The organism is Serratia sp. BFP-2025, from assembly GCF_050880365.1.
Classification (GTDB): domain Bacteria; phylum Pseudomonadota; class Gammaproteobacteria; order Enterobacterales; family Enterobacteriaceae; genus Serratia; species Serratia surfactantfaciens.
On sequence record NZ_JBPAFV010000005.1, the window covers coordinates 104091 to 128292 of the forward strand.

The 24202-nt window shown below is 61.7% G+C and carries 16 protein-coding genes; 7 read left to right on the forward strand and 9 right to left on the reverse strand.

Going from position 1 to position 24202, the window contains the following annotated elements; translation table 11 throughout:
• Positions 1-35: 35 nt before the first annotated feature.
• Positions 36-320 (reverse strand): YdgH/BhsA/McbA-like domain containing protein, encoded by a 285-nt coding sequence (locus tag ACRAWE_RS22635; protein ID WP_019455164.1) that lies wholly within the window; start codon positions 318-320, stop codon positions 36-38.
• Between the two features lie 270 nt (positions 321-590).
• Positions 591-1361, reverse strand: coding sequence for a pimeloyl-ACP methyl ester esterase BioH (gene bioH / locus ACRAWE_RS22640; RefSeq protein WP_019455165.1), 771 nt, complete (start codon positions 1359-1361; stop codon positions 591-593).
• A 40-nt stretch (positions 1362-1401) separates the two neighbouring features.
• Here bioH and gntX point away from each other — a divergent pair, with 40 nt between their 5' ends.
• A complete protein-coding gene (gene gntX / locus ACRAWE_RS22645) occupies positions 1402-2085 on the forward strand; it encodes a DNA utilization protein GntX (protein ID WP_063918390.1) in 684 nt (227 codons plus the stop codon).
• A 58-nt stretch (positions 2086-2143) separates the two neighbouring features.
• On the forward strand, positions 2144-2719 hold the full coding sequence (gene nfuA / locus ACRAWE_RS22650; RefSeq protein ID WP_004930777.1) for a Fe-S biogenesis protein NfuA: 576 nt from the start codon (positions 2144-2146) through the stop codon (positions 2717-2719).
• A 69-nt stretch (positions 2720-2788) separates the two neighbouring features.
• Here the strand turns inward: nfuA and malQ are convergent, their stop codons facing one another.
• Both malQ and malP read right to left on the reverse strand, forming a co-directional pair.
• On the reverse strand, positions 2789-4879 hold the full coding sequence (gene malQ / locus ACRAWE_RS22655; protein ID WP_432525913.1) for a 4-alpha-glucanotransferase: 2091 nt from the start codon (positions 4877-4879) through the stop codon (positions 2789-2791).
• 9 nt (positions 4880-4888) lie between these two features.
• Positions 4889-7294 (reverse strand): maltodextrin phosphorylase, encoded by a 2406-nt coding sequence (gene malP, locus ACRAWE_RS22660; protein ID WP_432525914.1) that lies wholly within the window; start codon positions 7292-7294, stop codon positions 4889-4891.
• A gap of 460 nt (positions 7295-7754) precedes the next feature.
• On the opposite strand from malP, the gene malT reads away from it, so the two are divergent.
• The 5 genes from malT (at position 7755) to glpD (ending at position 14451) form a co-directional block, all read left to right on the forward strand.
• Positions 7755-10469: an HTH-type transcriptional regulator MalT gene (malT, locus tag ACRAWE_RS22665; protein ID WP_033631899.1), complete on the forward strand. Its 2715-nt coding sequence runs from the start codon at positions 7755-7757 to the stop codon at positions 10467-10469.
• 82 nt (positions 10470-10551) lie between these two features.
• Positions 10552-10878, forward strand: a complete 327-nt coding sequence (gene glpE / locus ACRAWE_RS22670) for a thiosulfate sulfurtransferase GlpE (protein ID WP_019455180.1) — start codon at positions 10552-10554, stop codon at positions 10876-10878.
• A gap of 170 nt (positions 10879-11048) precedes the next feature.
• On the forward strand, positions 11049-11885 hold the full coding sequence (gene glpG / locus ACRAWE_RS22675; protein WP_019455181.1) for a rhomboid family intramembrane serine protease GlpG: 837 nt from the start codon (positions 11049-11051) through the stop codon (positions 11883-11885).
• A gap of 51 nt (positions 11886-11936) precedes the next feature.
• Complete coding sequence (locus tag ACRAWE_RS22680; protein ID WP_004930797.1) at positions 11937-12695, forward strand: DeoR/GlpR family transcriptional regulator; 759 nt, start codon at positions 11937-11939, stop codon at positions 12693-12695.
• A gap of 247 nt (positions 12696-12942) precedes the next feature.
• Positions 12943-14451 carry a glycerol-3-phosphate dehydrogenase gene (glpD, locus tag ACRAWE_RS22685; RefSeq protein ID WP_019455182.1) on the forward strand — a complete coding sequence of 503 codons (1509 nt, stop codon included), beginning with the start codon at positions 12943-12945 and terminating at the stop codon, positions 14449-14451.
• A 56-nt stretch (positions 14452-14507) separates the two neighbouring features.
• Here the strand turns inward: glpD and glgP are convergent, their stop codons facing one another.
• From glgP to glgB, 5 genes are all read right to left on the reverse strand, one after another.
• A complete protein-coding gene (gene glgP / locus ACRAWE_RS22690; protein WP_063918387.1) occupies positions 14508-16955 on the reverse strand; it encodes a glycogen phosphorylase in 2448 nt (815 codons plus the stop codon).
• Between the two features lie 141 nt (positions 16956-17096).
• Positions 17097-18527, reverse strand: a complete 1431-nt coding sequence (gene glgA, locus ACRAWE_RS22695) for a glycogen synthase GlgA (protein WP_063918386.1) — start codon at positions 18525-18527, stop codon at positions 17097-17099.
• Between the two features lie 135 nt (positions 18528-18662).
• The gene (gene glgC / locus ACRAWE_RS22700; protein WP_019455185.1) at positions 18663-19940 is read right to left on the reverse strand and encodes a glucose-1-phosphate adenylyltransferase; all 1278 of its coding nucleotides are present in this window, start codon (positions 19938-19940) and stop codon (positions 18663-18665) included.
• 15 nt (positions 19941-19955) lie between these two features.
• The gene (gene glgX, locus ACRAWE_RS22705) at positions 19956-21938 is read right to left on the reverse strand and encodes a glycogen debranching protein GlgX (protein ID WP_432525915.1); all 1983 of its coding nucleotides are present in this window, start codon (positions 21936-21938) and stop codon (positions 19956-19958) included.
• Complete coding sequence (gene glgB / locus ACRAWE_RS22710) at positions 21935-24121, reverse strand: 1,4-alpha-glucan branching enzyme (protein WP_432525916.1); 2187 nt, start codon at positions 24119-24121, stop codon at positions 21935-21937. The genes glgX and glgB overlap by 4 nt, the downstream gene beginning before the upstream one ends.
• Positions 24122-24202 lie beyond the last annotated feature (81 nt).

A 24202-nucleotide genomic window follows, 5' to 3' on the forward strand; every position in this document is an offset into this window, starting at 1 on the left:
GGCGCCACGGCGGGCGCCCCTTTGCCGTTGAAGGCTTATTTCTTGTCTTTGTAAACTTCGGCGATGGCGCTGAATTTACCGTGTTCGCGACCCGCCAGAACCACGTAATATTGCCCGCCCTTTTCGTCCGCCAGTTTGGACAGCTCTTCCTTGGCATCCATCGGCGACGTGGTCTGCGCCGTGGTGGTCACGGTGCCGATCTTCTCGTATTTACCCGGGTTTTTATCCAGATCCTCCTTGGTCAGCAGGGTTGCCGCCATGGAGCCGAAAGACACCGAACCCAGCACTGCCGCTGCAATAATCATCTTCAATGATTTCATGACACTAACCTCTCAATGGATAATTTATCTGTTATGAAAGCCGTCAAGAATCCATGCGTAGTACATCAGGCTGCCGCGACATCCTCAGGCTCCGTTGCTTTCCCTGACGGTGCCTGTTTCCCAGAGACGAAACGCCAAAATGAAAAGCGCCGCGTACGGTCTTTTCATTTTGCAGCCAACGCATTGACTCACTAAGTATCGAACAGCTTTGTCTTTTATCCACCCGGCGGTGTTTTTTTTCGCACCTTATTGTGCGTTTTGCCGCCGCATTCAATGTGCTGCAATAAACGCTTCGATCGTCGTCACAAATTCGTCGGGATGAGAGATAAACGGCGCATGAGCGGCCTTAGCCACCATCTGCGACGTGGAGTTCGGCCAGGCGGTATCGAGCAGCTCGGCGACCTTGCGTGGCACCAGCCCGTCCAGATAGCCATAGATCCGCAGCAGCGGCAGATCCAGCGCCGCCAGAGGCGCACGCAGATCGGCGGTGCGCAGGATCTCCAGCCCGCCGTTCAGCACCTCGACGCTCGGCGTCGGCTGGTTGAGCACCACCGCTTTCAGCTGGCGCGCATCCTGACGCGCGCTTTCGGTGCCCAGCGTCTGCAGCGCCAGAAAACGCTCGACGGTGCGTTGGAAATCCAGGCTCAGCTGGTGCTGGAAACCGCTCAGCACGTCCGGACGGATCCCCGGCCACTCATCGCGAGCGGCAAAGCATGGCGAGGAAGCCACGGTGATAAGCCCATTGACCCGCTGCGGCTGCATCAACGCCGCCTGGCTGGCCACCAGCCCACCGAGCGACCAGCCGAGCCACCAGGCCTGCGGCGGGGCGGCCGCCAGCACAATCTCCGTCATCTGCTCTAGCGACAGAGCGCCGAATCCCTGGCTGCGGCCGTATCCCGGCAGGTCGACCAGATGCAGGCGAAAATGCGGCGTCAGTCGCGCCTGAATGCAACTCCACACTTCAGCGTTCAATCCCCAACCGTGCAGCAGCACAAGATCGCGTTCGCCTTCACCTATCGTTTGCCAGTACAGCGCTGTCATTGGTTATTGTCCTTTCATGCCTATTCGTCTCGGAGACGCTATGCTATCAACCCGCGGCCGCTGTTGGCTATGCCGGCAGCCATTAAGCCTGATGCGTCATGGCATCTGCAGCTGCTGTTTGCGCCATCTGCCGGCCAGGCCGCCGTGTTGCCCGTGCTGCGGGCTGCCCGCCGGTGATACGCAAACGCCCTGCGGCCGCTGCCTGCAACGGCCGCCGCCCTGGCAGCGGCTGGTGTTCGTCGGCGACTACGTGACGCCGCTCAGCCTGCTGGTAAAAAGGTTCAAATTTCACCGCGCGCCCGAATTGGCGCCGGCGTTGGCGCGCCTGATGCTGCTGCAGTGGCGGCAGGCGCGCGCAGAGCAGTATCTGAACAGACCCGACCTGATTTTAGCGGTACCTTTGCATGCAACGCGCTGCTGGCGCCGGGGTTATAACCAGAGCGATCTGTTGGCCCGGCAGCTGGCGCGCTGGCTGGGCTGTGCCTATCGGCCCACCGCCTTGCGCCGGGTACGCAAAACCGCCCTGCAACAGCGGCTGAGCGCCTCGGCCCGCAGGCGCAATCTGCAGCGCGCGTTCGCCTGTACCGTGCCGGTCGCCGGCCGGCATATCGCCCTGGTGGATGACGTGGTGACCACCGGCAGCACCGTCTCGGCGATCGCGGCGCTGCTGCGGCGGCAAGGTGCCGCCTCGGTGCAGATATGGTGCGTTTGCCGCACGTTGTAGTGCCACGGCAATGGGCGTATTATAACCGACTATAGAAGTCAACTATTGAGCTAATGCTATGATCCGTATAACAGATGCTGCACAGGAACACTTTGCCAAACTGCTGGCAAATCAAGAAGAAGGCACCCAAATCCGCGTATTCGTGATCAACCCGGGCACGCCGACGGCCGAATGCGGTGTCTCTTATTGCCCGCCGGACGCGGTAGAAGCGACGGATACCGAACTGAAGTTCGACAAGCTGTCCGCCTATGTCGATGAGCTGAGCGCGCCGTATCTGGAAGACGCCGAAATCGACTTCGTGACCGACCAGCTGGGTTCTCAGCTGACGCTGAAAGCGCCGAATGCCAAGATGCGCAAGGTCGATGACGACGCACCGCTGATGGAGCGCGTGGAATACGTGCTGCAATCGCAGATCAACCCGCAGCTGGCGGGCCACGGCGGCCGCGTAACGCTGATGGAGATCACCGACGACAACATGGCCATCCTGCAGTTCGGCGGCGGTTGCAACGGCTGTTCGATGGTGGACGTCACGTTGAAAGAAGGCATCGAGAAAGAGCTCCTGCAGAAGTTCCCGGAACTGAAAGGCGTGCGTGATCTCACCGAGCACCAGCGCGGTGAGCACTCTTACTACTGATACCCGGCGCTCGCGCCACGGTAGATAACACAATGCCGGAAGGGGGAACCCGTTCCGGCATTGTCGTTTTCAGCCCACCGACACCTTGCGGCGCCGTTTATCCAAATCCTTCAGCAGCCGGTTTATCCGCGGATCGGCGAACATCTCCTCCAGCGTCTGGGTCAACTTGCGCCGCCAGTTAGGGTATTGATCGCTGGTGCCGGGAATGTTGACCGGATCGGCCATGTCCAGCCAGTCTTCCGGCTGCAGGCCGAGCAAGGCGCTGGCGCTGTCGGCGACATAACGTTGCAGGCCGCGATTGAGCAGCGGGCTCATGCCGAGCAGCGCCGCCCTTTTGCCCACCTTCTGCGGCACGCAGCCGTAGTGATGCAACCCATCCAGCAACCCCTGCTTGGCGCGTTCCCGGTCGGCGAACAGCTCCCGCAGTATTGCCGCGTCCGGATAAAGCCCCAGCCGGTTGCCGAGCGTCAGATCGTCGCTTTGCCAATAGCCGCGCAGCGTCGGCAAATCGTGGGTGGTGATGGTCGCCATCGCCTGCACCGGATAGGCCTGCGGTGCGCGGAAATGGTGCTCGCCGTCGCTTTCGAAATAGAGCACTTTGTAAGAGTAGACGCCGCTGTCGCGCAGCTTGCCGACGATCTCCACCGGCACCGTGCCAAGATCCTCGCCGATCACCATGCAGCGATGACGCTGACTTTCCAGCGCCAGCACCGCCAGCAGATCGTCCACCGGGTATTTGACGTAGGCGCCGCGATCGGCAGTTTCGCCATAAGGGATCCACCACAACCGCAGCAGCGCCATCACGTGATCGATACGCAGCGCGCCGCAGCTGGTCATGTTGGCACGCAACAGATCGATAAACGGCTGATAGCCGCGCGCCGCCATCACGTGCGGATCCATCGGCGGCAGGCCCCAATTTTGCCCCAGCGGCCCCAGAATATCCGGCGGCGCACCGACCGACGCTTTCAGGCAGTACAGCTCGCGGTCGCACCAGGTTTCCGCTCCGCCTTCCGCCACGCCGACCGCCAGATCGCGATACAGGCCGATCGGCATCTGCTGCTGCTGACTCTGCTCAAAACACTGCGCGAACTGCGTGGCCGCCAGCCACTGCAGCCACAGGTAAAAACGGACCGCCTCCTGATGTTCGGCGCAGAACTGCCGCACCGCTTCGCCATCCCCCTGCCGATAACGCTCGGGCCAGGCCGGCCACCCCCACTGACTGACGTCCTCCGCCGCCAAATGGGCATGCAGCGCGTCGAACGCCGCCTGCTGATACAGGCTGTCGCTGCCGTCCGTCACGAACAGCTCGAACGCCTGACGCTGCGCGTCGTTCGGCTTGCGCGCCTGAAACAGCGGGAACGCCAGCTTCAGCGCCGCCAGTTTCAGCTGCATCACGGCGGTATAATCCACCCACTCCGTGGCGCGCGCCTTGGCCAACTGTTTCTGCGTCGCCGGCTTCTGCCACCAGCGCTGCGCCGCTTCGCTGCGTTGGAAATCCTCCACGGCATTGACATCGATGTACGCCAGATTCAGCCAGCGGCGCGACGAGGGGCTGTAGGGGCTGGCGCTCTCCGGGTTGGCCGGGTACAGAGCATGGATCGGATTGAGACCGACAAAAGCGCCGCCGCGCTCGCCCACCTCTTCTACCATCAGGCGCAGATCGCCGAAATCGCCGATGCCCCAGTTACGATCGGAACGCAGCGTATACAGCTGAACGCAGGCGCCCCACAGTTTTTTGCCGGTCAGCAAGGCGTCCGGCTCAAAGCAGCGCCTCGGCGCGACGATCACCCGGCATGACCACTGCTGGGCGCCCTGGCTCAACGTCAACTGGTGGTAACCCGCCGGCAGATCGCCGGGCAGCGTCAGGGTCTTGCGCGCGCCGGCGCGGCCCTGCAAGCATTCGCCGTCTTCACGCTGCAGCGCCCACAGATATTCGCCTTCGCCCGCCGGCGTCAGCGCCAACGGCGCGCCCTGATAGAACACCTTGACCGCCGGTAACGGCGGCGGCGCGCTTTCCCGCTCGGCAGCGCCCCAGTTCATGGCCGCCAATAGCTTGCGCTTGGTCTCCGGTTCAATCGCCTGCCGCTTGCCGTGGGCATTGATGAAATCGGCAGCGATCCCCGCCTGCGCTGCCGCCTGATCGATACGCTTGCGATCCATTCGCTCTCCTTAACGTTTGGCTTGCCAGATGCGCTGCTGGTAATCGCGAATCGAGCGATCCGAACTGAACATGCCGACGCGCGCGGTGTTAAGGATAGTCCGCCGCGTCCATTCATCCCGATCGCGGTACAGTTCATCGACCCGGCTCTGCGCCTGGCAGTACGAGGCGAAATCCGCCAGCACCAGATAGGGATCGCCGCCTTCCAGCAGACTGTGCAGCATCATGTCGAACGCGTGCTTGTCGCCGTGGCTGAACGCGCCGCTCGCCAGTTCGTCCAGAATCGCCTTCAGGTGTTTGTCTTTCTTGCGGTAGCTGAGCGGATCGTAGCCCTTCGCGAATATCGCCTTCACCTGCTCCACGGTATTGCCGAATATGAAGATATTGTCTTCGCCCACCTGCTCGGCGATTTCGACGTTGGCGCCGTCCAGTGTCCCCACCGTCAGCGCGCCGTTCAGCGCCAGCTTCATGTTGCCGGTGCCGGAGGCCTCTTTACCGGCGGTGGAGATCTGCTCGGAGATATCCGCCGCCGGGATCATCAGTTCGGCTACCGACACGCGGTAGTCGGGAATAAACGCCACTTTCAGGCGATCTTTCACCAGCGGATCGTGATTGATCTTCTCGGCCGCCTGGTTAATGGCGTAGATAATGTTCTTCGCCAGGTAGTAGCCCGGCGCCGCCTTGGCGCCGAACAGGAAGACGCGCGGCACGATGTCCAGATTCGGGTTGTCGCGCAGCTGGCGATACAGCGACAGGATGTGCAGCAGGTTCAGGTGCTGGCGTTTGTACTCGTGCAAACGCTTAATCTGCACATCGAAGATCGCATCCGGGTCGAGCGTCAGCCCCATCACGTCGTGCACGTAATGGGCCAGCGCCACCTTGTTGTCGCGTTTGATCTGCTGATAACGCTGGCGGAACGCCGCGTCGTCGGCGAATTTCTCCAGCCCGCGCAGCGCGTCAAGATCGTTCGCCCACTCCACCTTCAACGTCTCGTCGATCAAGCCCGACAGCGCCGGGTTGCACTGTTTCAGCCAGCGGCGCGGCGTGATGCCGTTGGTGACGTTATGGAATTTATTCGGCCACAGCTGGTGGTATTCCGGGAACAGATCTTTCACCACCAGATCCGAATGCAGCTGCGCCACGCCGTTGACCGCAAAGCCGCTGACCACGCACAGGTTGGCCATGCGCACCTGCTTGTTATGGTGCACCGCCAGCTTGGCCCACACCGCCTCGTCGCCCGGCCAGTGCTTATCCACCCGCTTTTTGAACCTGACGTTGATCTGTTTGATGATGGAGAAATGGCGCGGCAGCAGGCTGCGCACCAATTTCTCATCCCAGCACTCCAACGCTTCCGGCATCAGGGTGTGGTTGGTATAGGCAAAGGTGTTGCTGGTGATTGCCCAGGCCGCCTCCCACTCCAGCTGGTGCTCGTCCAGCAGAATGCGCAGCATTTCCGGAATGGCGATGGTCGGGTGGGTGTCGTTCAGCTGGATCACTTCATACTTCGGCAGTTCTTCAATCTTGCGGCCGGCCTGATGGTGCTTGCGTAAAATATCCGCCACCGAGCAGGCACACTGGAAATACTGCTGCATCAGGCGCAGGCGTTTGCCGGCCTGATGGTTGTCGTTCGGGTAGAGCACCTTGGTCAGCTTGTCGGCTTCTACGCCCTGCTTCTCAGCCTGCAGGAACTTGCCGTCGTTGAAATCGCTCAGGTTGAACGGATGCTGATGAGTCGCCTGCCACAGGCGCAGCGGCTGCGCCACGCCGTTGCGATACCCCAGAACCGGCAAATCCCAGGCTTCGCCGCGCAGGGTGAAGGCCGGACGCCACAGTTCGCGGCCGTCGGCCTGCTTTTCCAGCTTGCCGCCGATGCCCACGTCCACCGCCAGCGCGGCGTTGTGGCGGAACCACGGGTAGCTCTCGCGCTGCCAGTTATCCGGCGCCTCTTGCTGCTGCCCATCGCGGAACGACTGGCGGAACAGCCCATACTGATAATTCAGCCCATAGCCGGTGGCCGGTTGTTCCACCGTCGCCATCGAATCGAGGAAACAGGCCGCCAAGCGCCCCAGCCCGCCGTTGCCCAGCGCCGGATCGGTTTCCTGTTCCAGCAGGTCCGCCAGCTTGATGTTCTGCTCCGCCAGCGCCTGCTCGACGGTGTCGTACCAACCCAGGTTGATCAGGTTGTTCGCCGTCAATCGGCCGATCAGAAACTCCATCGAGATGTAGTTCACGTGGCGCAGCGGCTTGGCGCTTTTACGCGGCGCCGGCTGTGCGGCCAACTGCTCGGCCAGTGCCGCGCTGACGGCTTCCCACCATTGATGTTGCGTCATCTGCTGTGCGGAACTGAGGCCGAACCGTTGCCACTGGCGGGCAAGCGCCGCCAGAAAAGCATCCTTCTTGAGCGTAGGCTGTAACATAAGGAAAACTCTCTATCCAGTAAGTGGGTCAAATTGCCGCTATCGTGCCGGTGAGAAAGCCTGACGGCATCATCCCGCCTGGGGATTAGCTGGGGAGGAGGATTGGGGCGTAGCTGGAATTGTGATCTCAGGCACTTTTTGACTCCCTTGCAACGATGCAAAAAAGCCCGCCAACGCGTGCGGCGAGCACTGAGAACGTTAACCATGACGTTAGCACAAGTATTCGCGCTGCTGAAGTTTTGTCCATGGCCGGAAATGCGATCCGCCATCGCATCGCCGCGCGCCGGCGCCAAACGTAAAAAAGTGTGATCGGCAGCAACTTAACTCCAAGCCGATGCGGAAGCTTGTTGCAATACGTTTAGGGTTGGCAGAAGTTAGGGGGAGCTATTAATTACGAACCATAAAATAATTAGCGCCACTCCAATCCCGGCGGGAACCGCGATTTATACCCTGGAATACTATGCTGATCCCATCAAAACTGAGCCGCCCGGTACGGCTGCAAAATACCGTGATCCGCGATCGCCTGCTGGCCAAACTGGCCAGCGCGGGCAACTATCGCCTGACACTGGTCAATTGCCCGGCGGGATACGGGAAAACCACGCTGATCGCCCAATGGGCGGCCGGCAAAGCCGATCTGGGCTGGTATTCCCTGGATGAGAGCGACAACCAGCCGGAGCGCTTCGCCAGCTACCTGATCGCCGCGCTGCAGCAGGCCAGCGGCGGCCGCTGCGTCAAGAGCGAGGCGCTGAGCCAGAAACACCAGTACGCCAGCCTGTCGGCGCTGTTCGCCCAGCTGTTTATCGAGCTGGCCGACTGGCATCAGCCACTGTATCTGGTCATTGACGACTACCATCTGATCACCAACGACGCTATCCACGAAGCCATGCGCTTTTTCCTGCGCCATCAGCCGGAGAACCTGACGCTGATCCTGCTCTCGCGCACCCTGCCGCCGCTCGGTATCGCCAATCTGCGGGTGCGCGATCAGCTGCTGGAAATGGGGACGCAACAGTTGGCGTTCACCCATCAGGAAGCCAAACAGTTCTTCGATTGCCGCCTGGCGGCGCCGATGGAACAGCAGGACAGCAGCCGTCTGTGCGATGAAGTCGAAGGCTGGGCCACCGCGCTGCAGCTGATCGCGCTGTCGGCCCGCCAATCCGCCTCGTCGGCCCAACTGTCGGCCAAGCGGCTGGCGGGGCTGAACGCCAGCCATCTGTCCGACTACCTGGTGGATGAAGTGCTGGACCACGTCGATGCCGATGCGCGCGCCTTCCTGCTGCGCTGTTCGGTGCTGCGCTCGATGAACGATGCGCTGATCGTGCGGCTGACCGGCGAAGACAACGGCCAGCAACGGTTGGAGGAGCTGGAGCGCCAGGGGCTGTTTATCCACCGCATGGACGACACCGGCGAGTGGTTCAACTTCCACCCGCTGTTCGCCTCTTTCCTGCGCCAGCGCTGCCAGTGGGAACTGGCGCTGGAGCTGCCGGGCTTGCACCGCGCCGCCGCCGAAGGCTGGCTGGCGCTGGGGTATCCGGCGGAGGCCATTCACCACGCGCTGGCGGCCAGCGACGTCAGCATGCTGCGCGATATCCTGCTGCAACACGCCTGGTCGCTGTTCCACCACAGCGAACTGGCCTTGCTGGAGGAGTGCCTCAACGCGCTGCCTTATGAGCGCCTGATTCAAAACCCCAAGCTGGCGCTGCTGCAGGCCTGGCTGGCGCAGAGCCAGCACCGCTACAGTGAGGTCAACACCCTGCTGGAGCGCGCCGAGCGCACCATGCGCGAACAGAAAATCGAGATAGACCAAACGCTGCACGCCGAGTTCGACGCCTTGCGCGCCCAGGTGGCGATCAACGCCGGCAAACCGGAAGAAGCCGAACGGCTGGCGACCGAAGCGTTGAAATTCCTGCCGCTGTCGAGCTATTACAGCCGCATCGTCGCCACCTCGGTGACCGGCGAAGTACACCACTGCAAGGGCGAACTGGCGCGCGCGCTGCCGATGATGCAGCAGACCGAGCAGATGGCGCGACGCCATCAGGCGAACCATTACGCGCTCTGGGCGCTGCTGCAGCAGAGCGAAATTCTTATCGCCCAAGGCTTTCTGCAGGCCGCTTACGAAACCCAGGACAAGGCGTTCGAACTGATCCGCGAGCAGCACCTGGAACAGCTGCCGATGCACGAGTTCCTGCTGCGCATCCGCGCGCAGATCCTGTGGTCGTGGTCGCGGCTGGACGAGGCTGAAGACGCGGCGCGCAGCGGGTTGAAAATCCTGGCGAACTACCAGCCGCAACAGCAGCTGCAGTGCATTGCCATGTTAGCCAAATGCTCGCTGGCGCGCGGCGATCTGGACAACGCCAACACCCACCTGCAGCGCTGCGAAACCTTGCTGCACGGCGCCCACTACCATCGCGACTGGCTGACCAATACCGACAAATCGCGGGTGATCCACTGGCAGATGACCGGCGACACCGCCGCCGCCGCCCAGTGGCTGCGCCACACCGAAAAACCCGGCATGGCGGACAACCACTTCACGCAGGGCCAATGGCGCAACATCGCGCGGGTGCAGATCCTGCTCGGCCAGTATGAAGAGGCAGGGGTGGTGCTGGATGAACTGAACGAAAACGCTCGCCGCTTGCGACTGGTGAGCGATCTCAACCGCAACCTGCTGCTCAGCAACCAGCTTTACTGGCTGCAAGAGCGCAAAGGCGAAGCGCAGCAGGCGTTGATCGAAGCGCTGTCGCTGGCCAACCGCACCGGCTTTATCAGCCACTTCGTCATCGAGGGCGAAGCGATGGCGCAGCAACTGCGTCAGCTGATCCAGCTCAACACGCTGCCGGAGCTGGAGCAGCATCGCGCCCAGCGCATCCTGCGCGACATCAACCAGCATCATCGGCACAAGTTCGCGCATTTTGACGAGAACTTCGTCGATAAACTGCTGACCCATCCGCAGGTGCCGGAACTTATCCGCACCAGCCCGCTGACCCAACGCGAATGGCAGGTGCTGGGGCTGATCTATTCCGGTTACAGCAACGATCAGATCGCCGGCGAGTTGGACGTGGCGGCCACCACCATCAAGACGCACATCCGCAATCTGTACCAGAAACTGGGCGTGGCCCATCGCCAGGAAGCGGTGCAGCAGGCGCAGCAGCTGTTGAAGATGATGGGGTACGGTGCTTAAAAACCCTGATATCCCTCTGGTCTTAAACGCCGCAGAGTTGGTTACAATAGCGGCGTCCCCCAATAACGAGGCAGTCAGCAGTATGGAACAGTTCGAAGCGATCAACGTTGAGCAGGCCTACGCCCGCTGGAAAGAAGGCAGCGCCGCCCTGGTCGACATCCGCGATCCGCAAAGTTTTGAAGCCGGGCATACGCCGGGCGCCTTTCACCTCACCAACGCCACCCTGTCGGCTTTCATGCAGCAAAACGACTTCGAGCGGCCGGTGATGGTGATGTGCTACCACGGCAACAGCAGCCGCAGCGCGGCGCAATACCTGCTGCACCAGGGGTTCGACGCGGTCTACAGCATCGATGGCGGCTTCGAGGCCTGGGCCCGTCAGTATCCGCAAGACGTGGAAACCTCCGCCTGATTCCCTCCGCCCGCCGTGCATCGGCGGGCTTCCCCTGCGTTTTTGTGAGCGTTTTCGCGGGTTTTTCGCAGATCCGTTTGCCAGCGCTCAGGATTTCGACGTTATAATCGGCCGTCAGGGTCCCGGCGCGCAAGCCGCGGCCAAAATCATTCACTTACGACGGAAGAGCAATGGTTAGAGTAATCGCCATATCCAACCCGCGCCTGGCGCTGGCCTTTGTCGACTATATGGCGACCCAGGGCATCCGGCTTGAGCTGCGCAACAGCGGCGAAGCGGCGGAAATCTGGTTGGCCGACGACGGCCACCTCGAGCAGGTGCAACACGAGCTGCAGCAGTTTCTGGCCGATCCGCTCAACCGCCGTTATCAGGCAGCCAGCTGGCAGACCGGCCATACCGACGCCGGCCTGCATTATCAGAGCGAATCCTACCTGCACACCCTGCGCAGCAAGGCCGGGCCGCTGACGCTCGGCGTGATGGTGCTGTGCATCGCGGTCTATATCCTGATGCAGGTGCTGGGCGACGACACCGTGATGTACTGGCTTTCCTGGCCGCAAGACAGCAGCCAGTATTTACAGCTGTGGCGCTGGATCAGCCATGCATTCCTGCATTTCTCCCTGCTGCATATTCTGTTTAACCTGATGTGGTGGTGGTATCTCGGCGGCCAGATGGAAAAACGCCTCGGCGCCGGCAAGCTGTTCGTGCTGGCGGTGGTGTCGGCCTTCTTCAGCGGCTGGGCGCAATCGCTGTTCAGCGGCGCGCTGTTCGGCGGGCTGTCGGGCGTGGTCTATGCGCTGATGGGCTATGTCTGGCTCTCGGGCGAACGGGCGCCGGAGCGCGGCCTGATGCTGCCGCGCGGCCTGATGGCGTTCTCGGTGCTGTGGCTGGTGGCCGGATATTTCGATATGTTAGGAATGTCGATCGCCAACGCGGCACACGTAGCCGGTTTAGTGTTAGGGTTATTGATGGCATTTTGGGATACGCGTCATCGCGCACACAACGAACAATAACAGCCGGGAGCTATGCCCCAGCGGGCATAGCGGGCGTTTTAGGGGATTATCGTGAAGCAAACACAGCGTCATGACGCAATTATCGAGCTGGTGCGCCTGCAGGGTTACGTCAGCACGGAAGAGCTGGTCGAACATTTTGACGTCAGCCCGCAAACGATTCGCCGCGATTTGAATGACCTGGCCGACCAGAACAAGATCCAGCGTCACCACGGCGGCGCGGCGCTGCCTTCCAGCTCGGTCAACGCTGCCTATAACGATCGCAAGGTGATGTGGTCGGAAGAGAAAGCCCGCATCGCGCAGCGCGTCGCCAGCCAAATCCCGGATGGCGCCACGCTGTTCATCGATATCGGCACCACGCCGGAGGCGGTGGCCCATGCGCTGATGAACCACAAGAACCTGCGCGTGGTCACCAACAACCTCAACGTCGCCACCCTGCTGACCGCCAAGGAAGATTTCCGCCTGATCCTGGCCGGCGGTGAAGTGCGCACCCGCGACGGCGGCATCATGGGCGAAGCCACCCTGGACTTCATCTCCCAATTCCGCCTCGATTACGGCATTCTCGGCATCAGCGGTATCGATATGGACGGCTCGCTGCTCGAATTCGACTATCACGAAGTGCGCACCAAACGCGCGATTATCGAAAATTCCCGCTGTGTGATGCTGGTGACCGACCACTCCAAATTCGGCCGCAACGCCATGGTCAACCTGGGCAACATGAACCTGATCGACTACCTGTTTACCGATCAGTTACCGCCGCCGAGCGTGATGAAAATCATCGAGCAGTACGACGTGCAGCTGGAGCTGTGCTGATCCGGTCTTAACCTGCGGGGCGCACCGCCGCCCCGTTTCACGCCCCTCTACTCGCCTTGCCCAGCGCCGCCCGCGCGCCCGTGCCATATCCACATCAATTATGTGACTATCATCACCAAACTGTTACCTCTATCACGCCTAAATGTTTTTGTTTGGTTAACTCTTGGCTTGCTTGTTGGTTTTTGATTACAATCATGAGCGAAAACGAACATGAAAGAGCTATTTCGAACATCTGGAGGAAGATGACGTGGAAACCAAAGACTTGATCGTTATCGGTGGCGGCATCAACGGTGCCGGCATCGCGGCGGATGCTGCCGGGCGCGGGCTGTCGGTACTGCTACTGGAAGCGCAAGACTTGGCCTGTGCTACGTCTTCCGCCAGTTCCAAACTGATCCACGGTGGCCTGCGCTACCTGGAACACTACGAATTCCGTCTGGTAAGCGAAGCGCTGGCCGAGCGTGAAGTGCTGCTGAAGCTGGCGCCGCACATCGCGTTCCCGATGCGTTTCCGCCTGCCGCACCAGCCGCACCTGCGTCCGGCCTGGATGATCCGCATCGGCCTGTTCCTGTACGATCACCTGGGCAAACGCACCAGCCTGCCGGGCAGCAAGGGCTTGCGCTTTGGACCAGAGTCGGTGCTGAAGCCTGAACTGAAGCGCGGTTTCGAATATTCCGACTGCTGGGTTGACGATGCTCGCCTGGTGGTGCTGAACGCGCAGGAAGTGGAAAAACGCGGCGGCGAAGTGCGCACCCGCACCAAAGTGACCCGCGCATGGCGTGAAAACGGCCTGTGGATGGTGGAAGCGGTCGATATCGACAGCGGCAAAACCTTCACCTGGCGTGCCAAAGGCCTGGTGAACGCCACCGGCCCGTGGGTGAAAAACTTCTTCGACGACGGCCTGAAGCTGAAATCGCCTTACGGCATCCGCCTGATCAAAGGCAGCCACATCGTGGTACCGCGCGTGCACGATCAGCCGCAGTCTTACATTCTGCAGAACGAAGACCACCGCATCGTGTTCGTGATCCCGTGGAATGACGAGTTCTCCATCATCGGCACCACTGACGTGGAGTACAAAGGCGATCCGAAAGACGTGAAGATCGACGAGAACGAAATCGCTTATCTGCTGAAAGTGTACAACGACCACTTCAAGAAGCAGCTGGGCCGCGACGACATCGTCTGGACCTATTCCGGCGTGCGTCCGCTGTGCGATGACGAATCCGACTCACCGCAGGCGATCACCCGCGATTACACGCTGGACGTGCACGACGAACAAGGCAAGGCGCCGCTGCTGTCGGTCTTCGGCGGCAAGCTGACCACCTACCGCAAGCTGGCCGAACATGCGATGGAAAAACTGGCGCATTACTACCCAGGCTGCGGCCCGGCGTGGACCAAAAACGCCACGCTGCCGGGCGGTGACATCGACGGCGACCGCGACAGCTACGCGGCCAAACTGCGCCGCGCGCACGGCTGGCTGCCGGAAGCCCTGGCGCGTCGCTATGCCCGCACCTACGGCAGCCAGAGCGAGCTGATCCTGGCCGGCGCTAATGGCCTCGCCGATCTGGGCGAAGATTTCGGCCACGGTCTGTATGAAGCCGAGCTGCGTTACCTGACCGAGAAAGAGTGGGTCGTAGAACTGGACGACGCTATCTGGCGCCGCACCAAGCTGGGCATGTGGCTGGACGAGGCGCAGCAGGCGCGCGTGAAAGCCTGGCTGGCGGAACACGCGAAAACGAAAGCGCTGTCTCTGGCTTCCTGAGCCGCAGCGTCACAAAAAAGGCCGGTTATCCGGCCCTTTTCTTTTGCTCTCACGCTTTACAGTTTCACCGGCTGAATGTGCCAGATTTCATCCGCGTACTCCTGAATGGTGCGATCGGATGAGAAGTAGCCCATATTGGCGATATTCAGCACCGCACGCCGCGTCCACTCGTCCTGATTGAGATACACCTCGTCCACCTTGTCCTGCGTGTCCACATAGCTGCGGTAATCCGCCAACAGCTGATAGTGGTCGCCGAGGTTCACCAATGAGTCGAACAAATTGCCATAGCGTTTCGGCTCCTCCGGGCTGAACACGCCGGTGGCGATCTGCGTCAGCGCCTGATGCAGCTCAGGGTCTTGCTCATAGTACTGGCGCGGGTTGTAACCGTTGCGGCGCAGTTCCTCGACCTGCTCGGCGGTATTGCCGAAGATAAAGATGTTCTCCTCCCCCACATGCTCGCGCATCTCGACGTTGGCGCCGTCCAGCGTACCGATGGTCAGCGCGCCGTTCAGCGCGAACTTCATGTTGCTGGTGCCCGAGGCTTCGGTGCCCGCCAGCGAGATCTGTTCCGACAGATCCGCCGCCGGAATGATGATCTGCGCCAGGCTGACGCCGTAGTTCGGAATGAACACCACCTTCAGCTGGGTATGCACGCGCGGATCGTTGTTGATCACTTTGGCCACGTCGTTGATCAAGCGGATAATTTGTTTGGCGGCATAGTAGGCCGAGGCAGCCTTACCGGCGAAGATCACCACCCGCGGCACGCGCTCGATTTCCGGATCGTCCAGCAAACGGTTATACAGCGTGATGACGTGCAGCACGTTGAGCAACTGGCGTTTGTACTCGTGGATACGCTTGATCTGCACGTCGAACAGCGCATCCGGATTGACCACCACGTTGAGCGTTTTGGCGATATGCAGCGCCAACCGCTCCTTGTTCTGCCGCTTGGCGCGCTGCACCGCCTGCAGGAAGCTCGGGTAATCGATGTTGGCTTTGATCTCGCTCAGTTGGCTGAGATCGGTGCGCCAATTATGGCCGATGCAGTCGTCCAGCACCGTCGCCAGCGGCGGGTTGGCCAGCGCCAGCCAACGGCGCGGCGTCACCCCGTTGGTTTTGTTGCAGAAACGATTGGGGAACAGCCGGGCGAAGTCGGCGAACAGCGACTGCACCATCAGTTCGGAATGCAGGGCGGAAACGCCGTTGACCTTATGGCTGGCCACTACCGCCAGCCACGCCATGCGCACCCGGCGGCCGTTGGTTTCGTCGATGATCGAGACGCGCGCCAGCAGATCGTTGTCGCCCGGCGCCACTTCCTGCACCATCTTGAGGAAGTGATCGTTGATTTCGAAAATCAGCTGCAGATGGCGCGGCAGGATGCGGCCCAGCATATCCACCGGCCAGGTCTCCAGCGCCTCGCTCATCAACGTGTGATTGGTGTAAGAGAACACCTGCTCCACCACTTCCCAGGCGTCGAGCCACTGGAATTTGTGTTCGTCGATCAGCCGGTGCATCAGCTCGGGAATCGACAGCACCGGGTGGGTGTCGTTGAGGTGAATGGCGATCTTGTCCGCCAGGTTGTCGAAGGTTTTGTGCATCAGCCAATGGCGGTTGAGAATATCCTGCACCGTGGCCGACACCAGGAAATACTCCTGCCGCAGCCGCAGCTCTCGCCCGGAAGAGGTCGAGTCGTCCGGATACAACACGCGCGACACGTTTTCCGAGTGGTTTTTATCTTCCACCGCCGCGAAGTAGTCGCCCTGGTTGAATTTGCCGAGGTTGATCTCGTTACTGGCCTGCGCGCTCCACAGCCGCAGGGTGTTGGTGGCGTCGGTGTCGAAACCGGGGATTACCTGATCGTAGGCGATGGCCACGATCTCTTCGGTCTCCAACCAGCGCGCCTTGGCGCCCTCCTGCTGCACGCGGCCGCCGAAGCGCACCTTGTAGCGGGTGTTGTGGCGCGGAAACTCCCACGGATTGCCGTATTCCAGCCAGTAGTCGGGCGATTCCATCTGCTGCCCGTTGACGATGTTTTGCTTGAACATGCCGTATTCGTAGCGAATGCCATAGCCGCGCCCCGGCAGCGCCAGCGTCGCCAGCGAATCGAGGAAGCAGGCCGCCAGGCGTCCCAGACCGCCGTTGCCGAGGCCGGGGTCGTTCTCTTCTTCCAGCAGTTCCGCCAAACTCAGGCCCATTTCGTTCAGCGCGTTGTCGATGTCCTGATAGATGCCCATCGACAGCAGCGCGTTCGACAGGGTGCGGCCGATCAGGAACTCCATCGACAGGTAATACACCTGCCGCACGTCTTGCGACAGCTGGGCGCGGTTGGAGCGCAGCCAGCGCTCCACCATGCGATCGCGCACCGCGAACAGCACGGCGTTCAGCCAGTCGTGCCGGTTGGCGATGGCCGGATCCTTGCCGACGATAAACATCAGCTTATAGGCGATGGAGTGTTTCAGCGCTTCCACACTGACCGTAGGTGAGGTGTAACTAAACGGTGAAGTCATGGCTTTTTAATCCCTTGTAGGGAGCCCAGCCATCCGCCGCGGAATAGCTGGCCCCGCTGAACATGGACGCGGCACGCCGCGCCCCGACAATCAACCCAAACGGCTGCCCGCCGCGCGTCAACCCGAGACGCGAAACGCGGGCTACAAGCGTTGATAAAGCGACAGATACTCTTTCGCCGCCACCGGCCAGCCGAAGTCCACGCTCATGGCGTGACGCTGAACGTGGCGCCAATGTTTCGGCCGGCTCCACAGCACCATGGCGCGGCGAATGGCATTGCCGAGCGCGACGGCGTCGCAATCGTCGAACACGAATCCGCTGGCGGTGCCGTCGGCCAGGTTTTCCAGCGCGCAGTCCACCACCGTGTCCGCCAGCCCGCCGGTGCGGCGCACCAGCGGCAGCGTGCCGTATTTCAGGCCGTAGAGCTGCGTCAGCCCACAGGGCTCGAAGCGGCTCGGCACCAGAATCACGTCGGCGCCGCCGATGATGCGGTGGGAGAAGGATTCGTGGTAACCAATCTGCACGCCAACCTGTTCAGGATAGTCGGCGGCGGCGGCCAGAAACGCCTGTTGCAGCACCGCGTCGCCGGCGCCCAGCAGCGCCAGCTGCCCGCCCTGCGCCAGCAGTTCGGGCAACGCCTGCAACACCAGGTCCAGGCCTTTCTGGCTGGTCAAACGGCTCACCACCGCGAATACCGGCAGCGATTCGTCCACCTTCAGCCCCATGGTCTTTTGCAGATGCAGCTTGTTTTTGACCTTGCTTTTCAGATCGTCGGCGTCATAGCGGGCGGTCAGCCGCGGATCGTGGGCCGGATGCCAAATCTTGTCGTCGACGCCATTGAGGATACCGCTCAACCTGCCCTGCCGCTGCCGCTCCTGCAGCAGCCCCTCCATGCCGTAGCCGAACTCCGGCCGGGTGATTTCGCGCGCATAGGTCGGGCTGACGGCGGTCACGTGGTCGGCATAAAACAGCCCGGCCTTGAGGAACGACATCTGGCCGTAGAACTCCAGGCCGTAGACGTCGTAAAACGACGCCGGCAGCCACAGTTCGGTCACGTGATGGGCGGAGAACAGGCCCTGATAGGCCAGGTTATGCACCGTGAACACCGAACGTGCCGGATGGCCGTTGGCGGCCAGATAGGCGCAGGTCAGGCCGGCGTGCCAGTCATGGGCATGCACCAGCTGCGGGCGCCAGTAGCGGTCCAGCCCCTTGGCCAGCTCGCAGGCCATCCAACCCAGCAACGCAAAGCGGCGGTGGTTGTCGGGGTAGGCGTACATGGATTGATCGTGGTACGGGCTGCCCGGCCGGTCATACAGCCAGGGCGCGTCGATCAGATAAATGCCCACGCCATGGTAGGTGCCGTAGCGCAGGCCAACGCGGCCGGCGAACGAGTCGATTTCCGCCACCAGCACGGTGTCCGGAATGCCGTTGCGTACGTCAGGGAAAGCGGGCAATAGCACCCGAACATCGGCGCCTTCGGCGATTTGCGCCGCCGGCAGTGCGCCAACCACGTCTGCGAGCCCCCCTGTTTTCAGCAGGGGGAACATTTCAGAACATACGTGTAAGACCTGCATTATCACTCCTGAAAGTCGGCCGAAGGCCTCTGGATAAGAAATAAAGCAGGCTTGCCGCTGTTATGCGTGCCGCGTTGCGCAAGCCATCGAACCGTTCATCGGGTGGCAGGCTATCGTTCCGCCACCCACGTTAACTCACAATTTTGACAACATTTCGCGCGTCACCAGCACGATGCCGCCTTCCGAGCGATAAAAACGCTTGCTGTCCTCATCGGCGTTTTCCCCGATCACCATGCCTTCCGGAATATGGCAGGCGCGGTCGATGATGCAGCGCCGCAGGCGGCAGGAACGGCCGACGTTCACGTCCGGCAACAATACGGTAGAGTCGATGGTGCAGAACGAGTTCACTCGCACACGCGGGAACAGCACCGAATGCACCACCACCGATCCGGACACGATGCAGCCGCCGGACACCAGCGAGTTCATGGTCATGCCGTGGCTGCCGGAGCGATCCTGCACGAACTTGGCCGGTGGCAGCGGCTCCATGTGGGTGCGGATCGGCCAGGCGCGGTCATACATGTCCAGCTCCGGCGTCACCGACGCCAGATCGAGGTTAGCGCGCCAGTAGGCGTCCAGCGTACCCACGTCGCGCCAGTAAGGCGGCAGGTCGGGGTTGGACGTCACGCAGGACAAGGTAAACGGATGCGCCCACGCCGCCTGCTGCGCGGTGATTTTCGGGATCAGATCCTTGCCGAAATCGTGGCTGGAACCGGGGGTCGACATATCCTCTTCCAGCAATTGGAACAGATAGGCGGCATTAAAAATATAGATGCCCATGCTGGCCAGCGACATATCCGGGTTACCCGGCATCGCCGGTGGATCGGCGGGCTTTTCCAGAAACTCGATGATGCGGTCGCTTTCATCCACCTTCATCACGCCGAATTCGCTGGCTTCGCTGCGCGGCACCGGCAGACAGGCCACGGTGCACTGAGCGCCCTTCTCGACGTGATCGATCAGCATGCGCGAGTAATCCATCTTGTAGATGTGATCGCCCGCCAGGATCACCACGTATTCGGCTTCATAACGGCGAATGATGTCCAGGTTCTGGTACACCGCGTCGGCGGTGCCCTTGTACCAATGTTCGGTGCTGAGGCGCTGCTGAGCCGGCAGCAGATCGACGAACTCATTCATCTCCTCGTTAAGGAACGACCAGCCGCGCTGAATATGCTGCACCAGCGTGTGCGACTGGTATTGCGTGATCACGCCGATGCGGCGAATGCCGGAGTTCAGGCAGTTCGACAAGGCGAAATCGATGATGCGGAACTTGCCGCCAAAGTGGACGGCGGGCTTGGCGCGGGTGGAGGTCAAATCTTTCAGACGTGAGCCGCGGCCGCCGGCCAGGATCAGCGCTACGGATTTAATCGGCAGCTGGCGCGCCAACATCAGGGGGTCTTTATTTTCAAACCTAACCATAGCGGACTCCTTTTATTATTTCTGTACCAGTACGCAAACCGAGCGCGCGGCCTGGTGCCAGGCGGGTAATACCGCCCGTGAGTCTTCCTGAGTGAACGGGGCGACAACCTGCCAATCGCCTTCCGGCAGCCTCATCTCCGTCGTTTGCGGCGTGGCGTTGACCAGCACCAACCAGCGCTGCGACAGCAGGATCTGCATGAGCAGCTCGCCCTGCTCCCACTGCTGCGCGTCGAGCGGCTGGCCTTGCGCGTTCAGCCACTGCACGCTGCCGTCATCCTGCCGCCACCAGCGATCCTGCTGCAGAGCGGGGATCTGGCGGCGCAGCGCGATCAGCGCCGCGACGTAATCGGTCAGCGCATCGTCCGCCGTGGCCCAATCGAGCCAGGTGGTGGCGTTGTCCTGACAATAGGCGTTGTTGTTCCCCTGCTGGCTGTGTCCCTGTTCATCGCCGGCCAGCAGCATCGGCGTGCCCTGGGACAACAACAGCGTGGCGAGCATCGCCCGCTGGCTGGCCCTGCGGCGTTGCACAATGGCGTCATCGGCGACCAGGCCTTCCACGCCGTGGTTGTTGCTGAAATTGCGATCGCTGCCGTCGCGGTTGCCTTCGCCGTTCAGCTGGTTGTGTTTCTCGTTGAAGCTGACCACGTCTTGCAGAGTAAAACCGTCATGGGCGGTCAGCATGTTGACGGTGGCGTAAGGCGCTCGCCCGCGCTGATCGTACAGATCGCTGGAAGCGGCAAAACGCCGGGCGAATTGGCCGAGCGATACGCCGTTCTGCAGCCAGAAGCGGCGCATGTCATCGCGGTAATGGTCGTTCCATTCGGCGAAACGCCCGGGAAACGCCCCCACCTGATAACCGCCGGGGCCAACATCCCAGGGTTCGGCGATCAGCTTGCAGCGCGACAGCAGGTCGTCCGCCAGCATCGCCTGAAACAGCGGCGCATCGCGATCGAACCCCGGGGTGCGGCCCAGCACGCTGCCCAGATCGAAGCGGAAGCCGTCAATGTGACACTCGCGCACCCAAAAATGCAGGCAATCCATCACCCAGGCCACGCCCTGCGGCTGATCCAACCGCAGGGTGTTGCCGCAGCCGGTGTCGTTGACGTAGTCCCCTTCGGGCGTCAGCCAGTAGTAGCCCTGGTTATCGATGCCGCTCAGCGACAGCATCGGCCCATCCCTGTCCAGCTCGGCGCTGTGGTTGAACACCACGTCGAGGATCACCTCGATGCCGGCTTTGTGCAGCGCCTTGACCGCATCGCGCAATTCGTTCAGCGGCGTGCCGTCGGTGCTCAGGCTGGCGTAGCGGTTGTCCGGCGCATAGGGCGCCAGCACGTTATAGCCCCAGTAGTTGATCAGCCCCAGCCGCTGCAGACGCGGTTCGGAGGTATGCTGTTGCACCGGCAACAGTTCCAGCGCGGTGATGCCGAGGCGTTTGAAGTGGGCGATCATCACCGGATGCCCCAGCGCGGCAAAGCTGCCGCGCAGCGCCGGCGGGATTTTCGGGTGCAGCAGGGTCAGGCCGCGCACATGCGCCTCGTAAATCACCGTCTGACCCCAGGGCGTGGCGGGCGGGCGGTCGTCCTGCCAGTCATACTGTTCGTCCACCACCACGCATTTCGGCATCAGCTCGGCGCTGTCGTGCGGATCCGGCTGCTCGTAACCGCCGTGCAGGTGCGGGTGGTCCGCCACCGGCCCTTCCACCGCGCGTGCGGCCGGATCGAGCGCCAGCTTGTTGGGGTTGAAACGCTGCCCGTTCGCCGGGTCAAACGGGGCATAGACCCGGTAGCCATAACGCTGCCCCGGTTTGCCGCCCGGCAGATAGCCATGCCAGATGTCGCCGCTACGCGCCGGCAGCGGCAGGCGCACTTCGCGCTGCTGGCCGTCGAACAGGCACAGCTCCACCCGCTCGGCATGCGCCGAGTACAGGGTAAAATTGATGCCTTCGCCGTCGTAATGCGCGCCCAGCGGCGCGGCGAGGCCAGCCGTCAGCTCGGTCATGGCGCCTCCCGCAGCAGATATATGGTCGACAATGGCGGCAACGTCACGCTGATAGAGAAATCGCGCCCATGGCTGCCGACCGTTTCGGAAGAGACCCGCCCCTGATTGCCGGCGTTGCTGCCGTGATAGTGGTGCGAATCGGTATTGAGGATCTCGCGATAGTCACCGGCGCGGGAAATGCCGATGCGGTAGCGATAGCGCGGCACCGGGGTAAAGTTGCTGATGGCGATCAGCTCATTGCCCTGCGAGTCGTAGCGCGCAAAGGCGAACACCGAGTTGTCGTGATCGTCGACCACCAGCCACTCGAAGCCATCCGGGAAGTAGTCGCGCTCATACAGCGGCGCCTGCTGCCGGTAGCAGTGGTTCAGATCGCGCACCAGCCGCTGCACGCCGTTATGCCAGTTATCCAGCCCTTCCAATAAATGCCAGTCTAGGCTGGTATCGAAATTCCACTCGCGCCCCTGCGCGAATTCGCAGCCCATAAACAACAGCTTTTTACCCGGATGCGCCCACATAAAACCGTAATAGGCGCGCAGGTTGGCGAACTTCTGCCAGGCGTCGCCCGGCATGCGGTCGAGGATCGATTTTTTACCGTGCACCACTTCATCGTGCGATATCGGCAGCACGAAGTTCTCGGTATAGGCGTACAGCATGCCGAAGGTCATCTGGTTGTGGTGATACTTGCGGTGTACCGGATCGCACTTCATGTAATTGAGCGTGTCGTGCATCCAGCCGAGGTTCCATTTGTAGTGGAACCCCAGGCCGTTGGCGTCCGGCGGCAAGGTGACGCCGGGATAGTCGGTGGATTCCTCTGCCAGGGTCACCGCCCCCGGCTGCGCCTTGCCGAGGGTCTGATTGGTGTAACGCAGGAAGGCAATCGCCTCCAGGTTCTCGTTGCCGCCGTAATAATTCGGCACCCACTCGCCGTCGGCGCGGCTGTAGTCGCGATAGATCATCGACGCCACCGCATCGACCCGCAGCGCGTCGATACCGAAGCGCTCCAGCCAATACAGCGCGTTGCCCGCCAGGTAGTTGCGCACCTCGTGGCGGCCGTAGTTGTAGATCAGCGTATTCCAGTCCTGATGGAAGCCTTCGCGCGGATCGGCGTATTCATACAGCGCGGTGCCGTCGAAATTCGCCAGGCCGTAGGCGTCGCTGGGGAAGTGCCCAGGCACCCAGTCGAGGATCACGTTGATGCCCGCCTGGTGCGCCGCCGCCACAAACGCCCTGAAGTCGGCCGGCGTGCCGAAGCGCCGGGTCGGCGCATACAGCCCCAGCGGCTGATAGCCCCAGCTGCCGTCGAACGGATGCTCGTTGACCGGCAGCAGCTCGATATGGGTGAACCCCATGTCCTTCACGTAGTCGATAAGCTGCACCGCCAGCTCGCCGTAGCTGAGCCAGAAGTGGTTGTCGGTGTGACGGCGCCATGAGCCGAGATGCACCTCGTAGATGGCGATCGGCCGGTCAAAATCGTTGGCGCGGCGGCGCGCCTGCGTCGACGGCACCACCTCCGGCAGCGGCGCCACCAGCGAAGCGGTGTCCGGGCGCATCTGCGCCTCGAAGGCGTAAGGATCGGCTTTCAGCTGGGTGTTGCCGTAGCAATCGACGATTTCATATTTGTACAGCTGGCCGGCCCGCACGCCGGGCAAGAACAGTTCCCAGATGCCGTTCTCGCGCCGCAGACGCATCGGATGGCGACGGCCGTCCCAGAAGTTGAATTCACCCACTACCGAGACGCGCTGGGCGTTGGGCGCCCAGACCGCAAAGCTGACGCCGTCGACGCCATCCAGAGTAACAAGATGGGCGCCCAAGCGTTCGTAAGGACGCAGGTGCGTGCCCTCGGCCAGCAGCCAGCTATCGATGTCCTGCAGCAGCGGGCCAAACCGGTAAGGATCGTCGACGATCTGTTGATGATCGCGCCAGCTGACCTGCAGCTGATAGCGGAAAGGATTTTTGCGCCGCGGCACCACGGCGCTGAAGAAACCGCGCGGATCGTCGCAGTTCAGCTGCGCCAGCCGCCGGCCGGTTTGCTGCTCCACCAGCCAGACTTCGCTGGCGTCCGGCAGCAGCGCCCGCACCTGCAGACCGTTATCGGTCACATGCATGCCAAGCAGAGCGAAGGGATCGGCGTAATGGCCGGCGATGATCTGATCAATCACGTCACGATCGGGAAGTACAGGCATAGTCTTCTTCCTTAGATTAACAGCATGATCTAAGCACGGCTTGTTGGTTAATCCTTGGCCGTTTTGGTCATCATGCAATGC

Coding starts and splice junctions, on each gene's coding strand:
- ACRAWE_RS22635 (WP_019455164.1), bottom strand. CDS start 320: ATGAAATCATTGAAGATGATTATTGCAGCGGCAGTGCTGGGTTCGGTG.
- bioH (WP_019455165.1), bottom strand. CDS start 1,361: ATGACAGCGCTGTACTGGCAAACGATAGGTGAAGGCGAACGCGATCTT.
- gntX (WP_063918390.1), top strand. CDS start 1,402: ATGCTATCAACCCGCGGCCGCTGTTGGCTATGCCGGCAGCCATTAAGC.
- nfuA (WP_004930777.1), top strand. CDS start 2,144: ATGATCCGTATAACAGATGCTGCACAGGAACACTTTGCCAAACTGCTG.
- malQ (WP_432525913.1), bottom strand. CDS start 4,879: ATGGATCGCAAGCGTATCGATCAGGCGGCAGCGCAGGCGGGGATCGCT.
- malP (WP_432525914.1), bottom strand. CDS start 7,294: ATGTTACAGCCTACGCTCAAGAAGGATGCTTTTCTGGCGGCGCTTGCC.
- malT (WP_033631899.1), top strand. CDS start 7,755: ATGCTGATCCCATCAAAACTGAGCCGCCCGGTACGGCTGCAAAATACC.
- glpE (WP_019455180.1), top strand. CDS start 10,552: ATGGAACAGTTCGAAGCGATCAACGTTGAGCAGGCCTACGCCCGCTGG.
- glpG (WP_019455181.1), top strand. CDS start 11,049: ATGGTTAGAGTAATCGCCATATCCAACCCGCGCCTGGCGCTGGCCTTT.
- glgP (WP_063918387.1), bottom strand. CDS start 16,955: ATGACTTCACCGTTTAGTTACACCTCACCTACGGTCAGTGTGGAAGCG.
- glgA (WP_063918386.1), bottom strand. CDS start 18,527: ATGCAGGTCTTACACGTATGTTCTGAAATGTTCCCCCTGCTGAAAACA.
- glgC (WP_019455185.1), bottom strand. CDS start 19,940: ATGGTTAGGTTTGAAAATAAAGACCCCCTGATGTTGGCGCGCCAGCTG.
- glgX (WP_432525915.1), bottom strand. CDS start 21,938: ATGACCGAGCTGACGGCTGGCCTCGCCGCGCCGCTGGGCGCGCATTAC.
- glgB (WP_432525916.1), bottom strand. CDS start 24,121: ATGCCTGTACTTCCCGATCGTGACGTGATTGATCAGATCATCGCCGGC.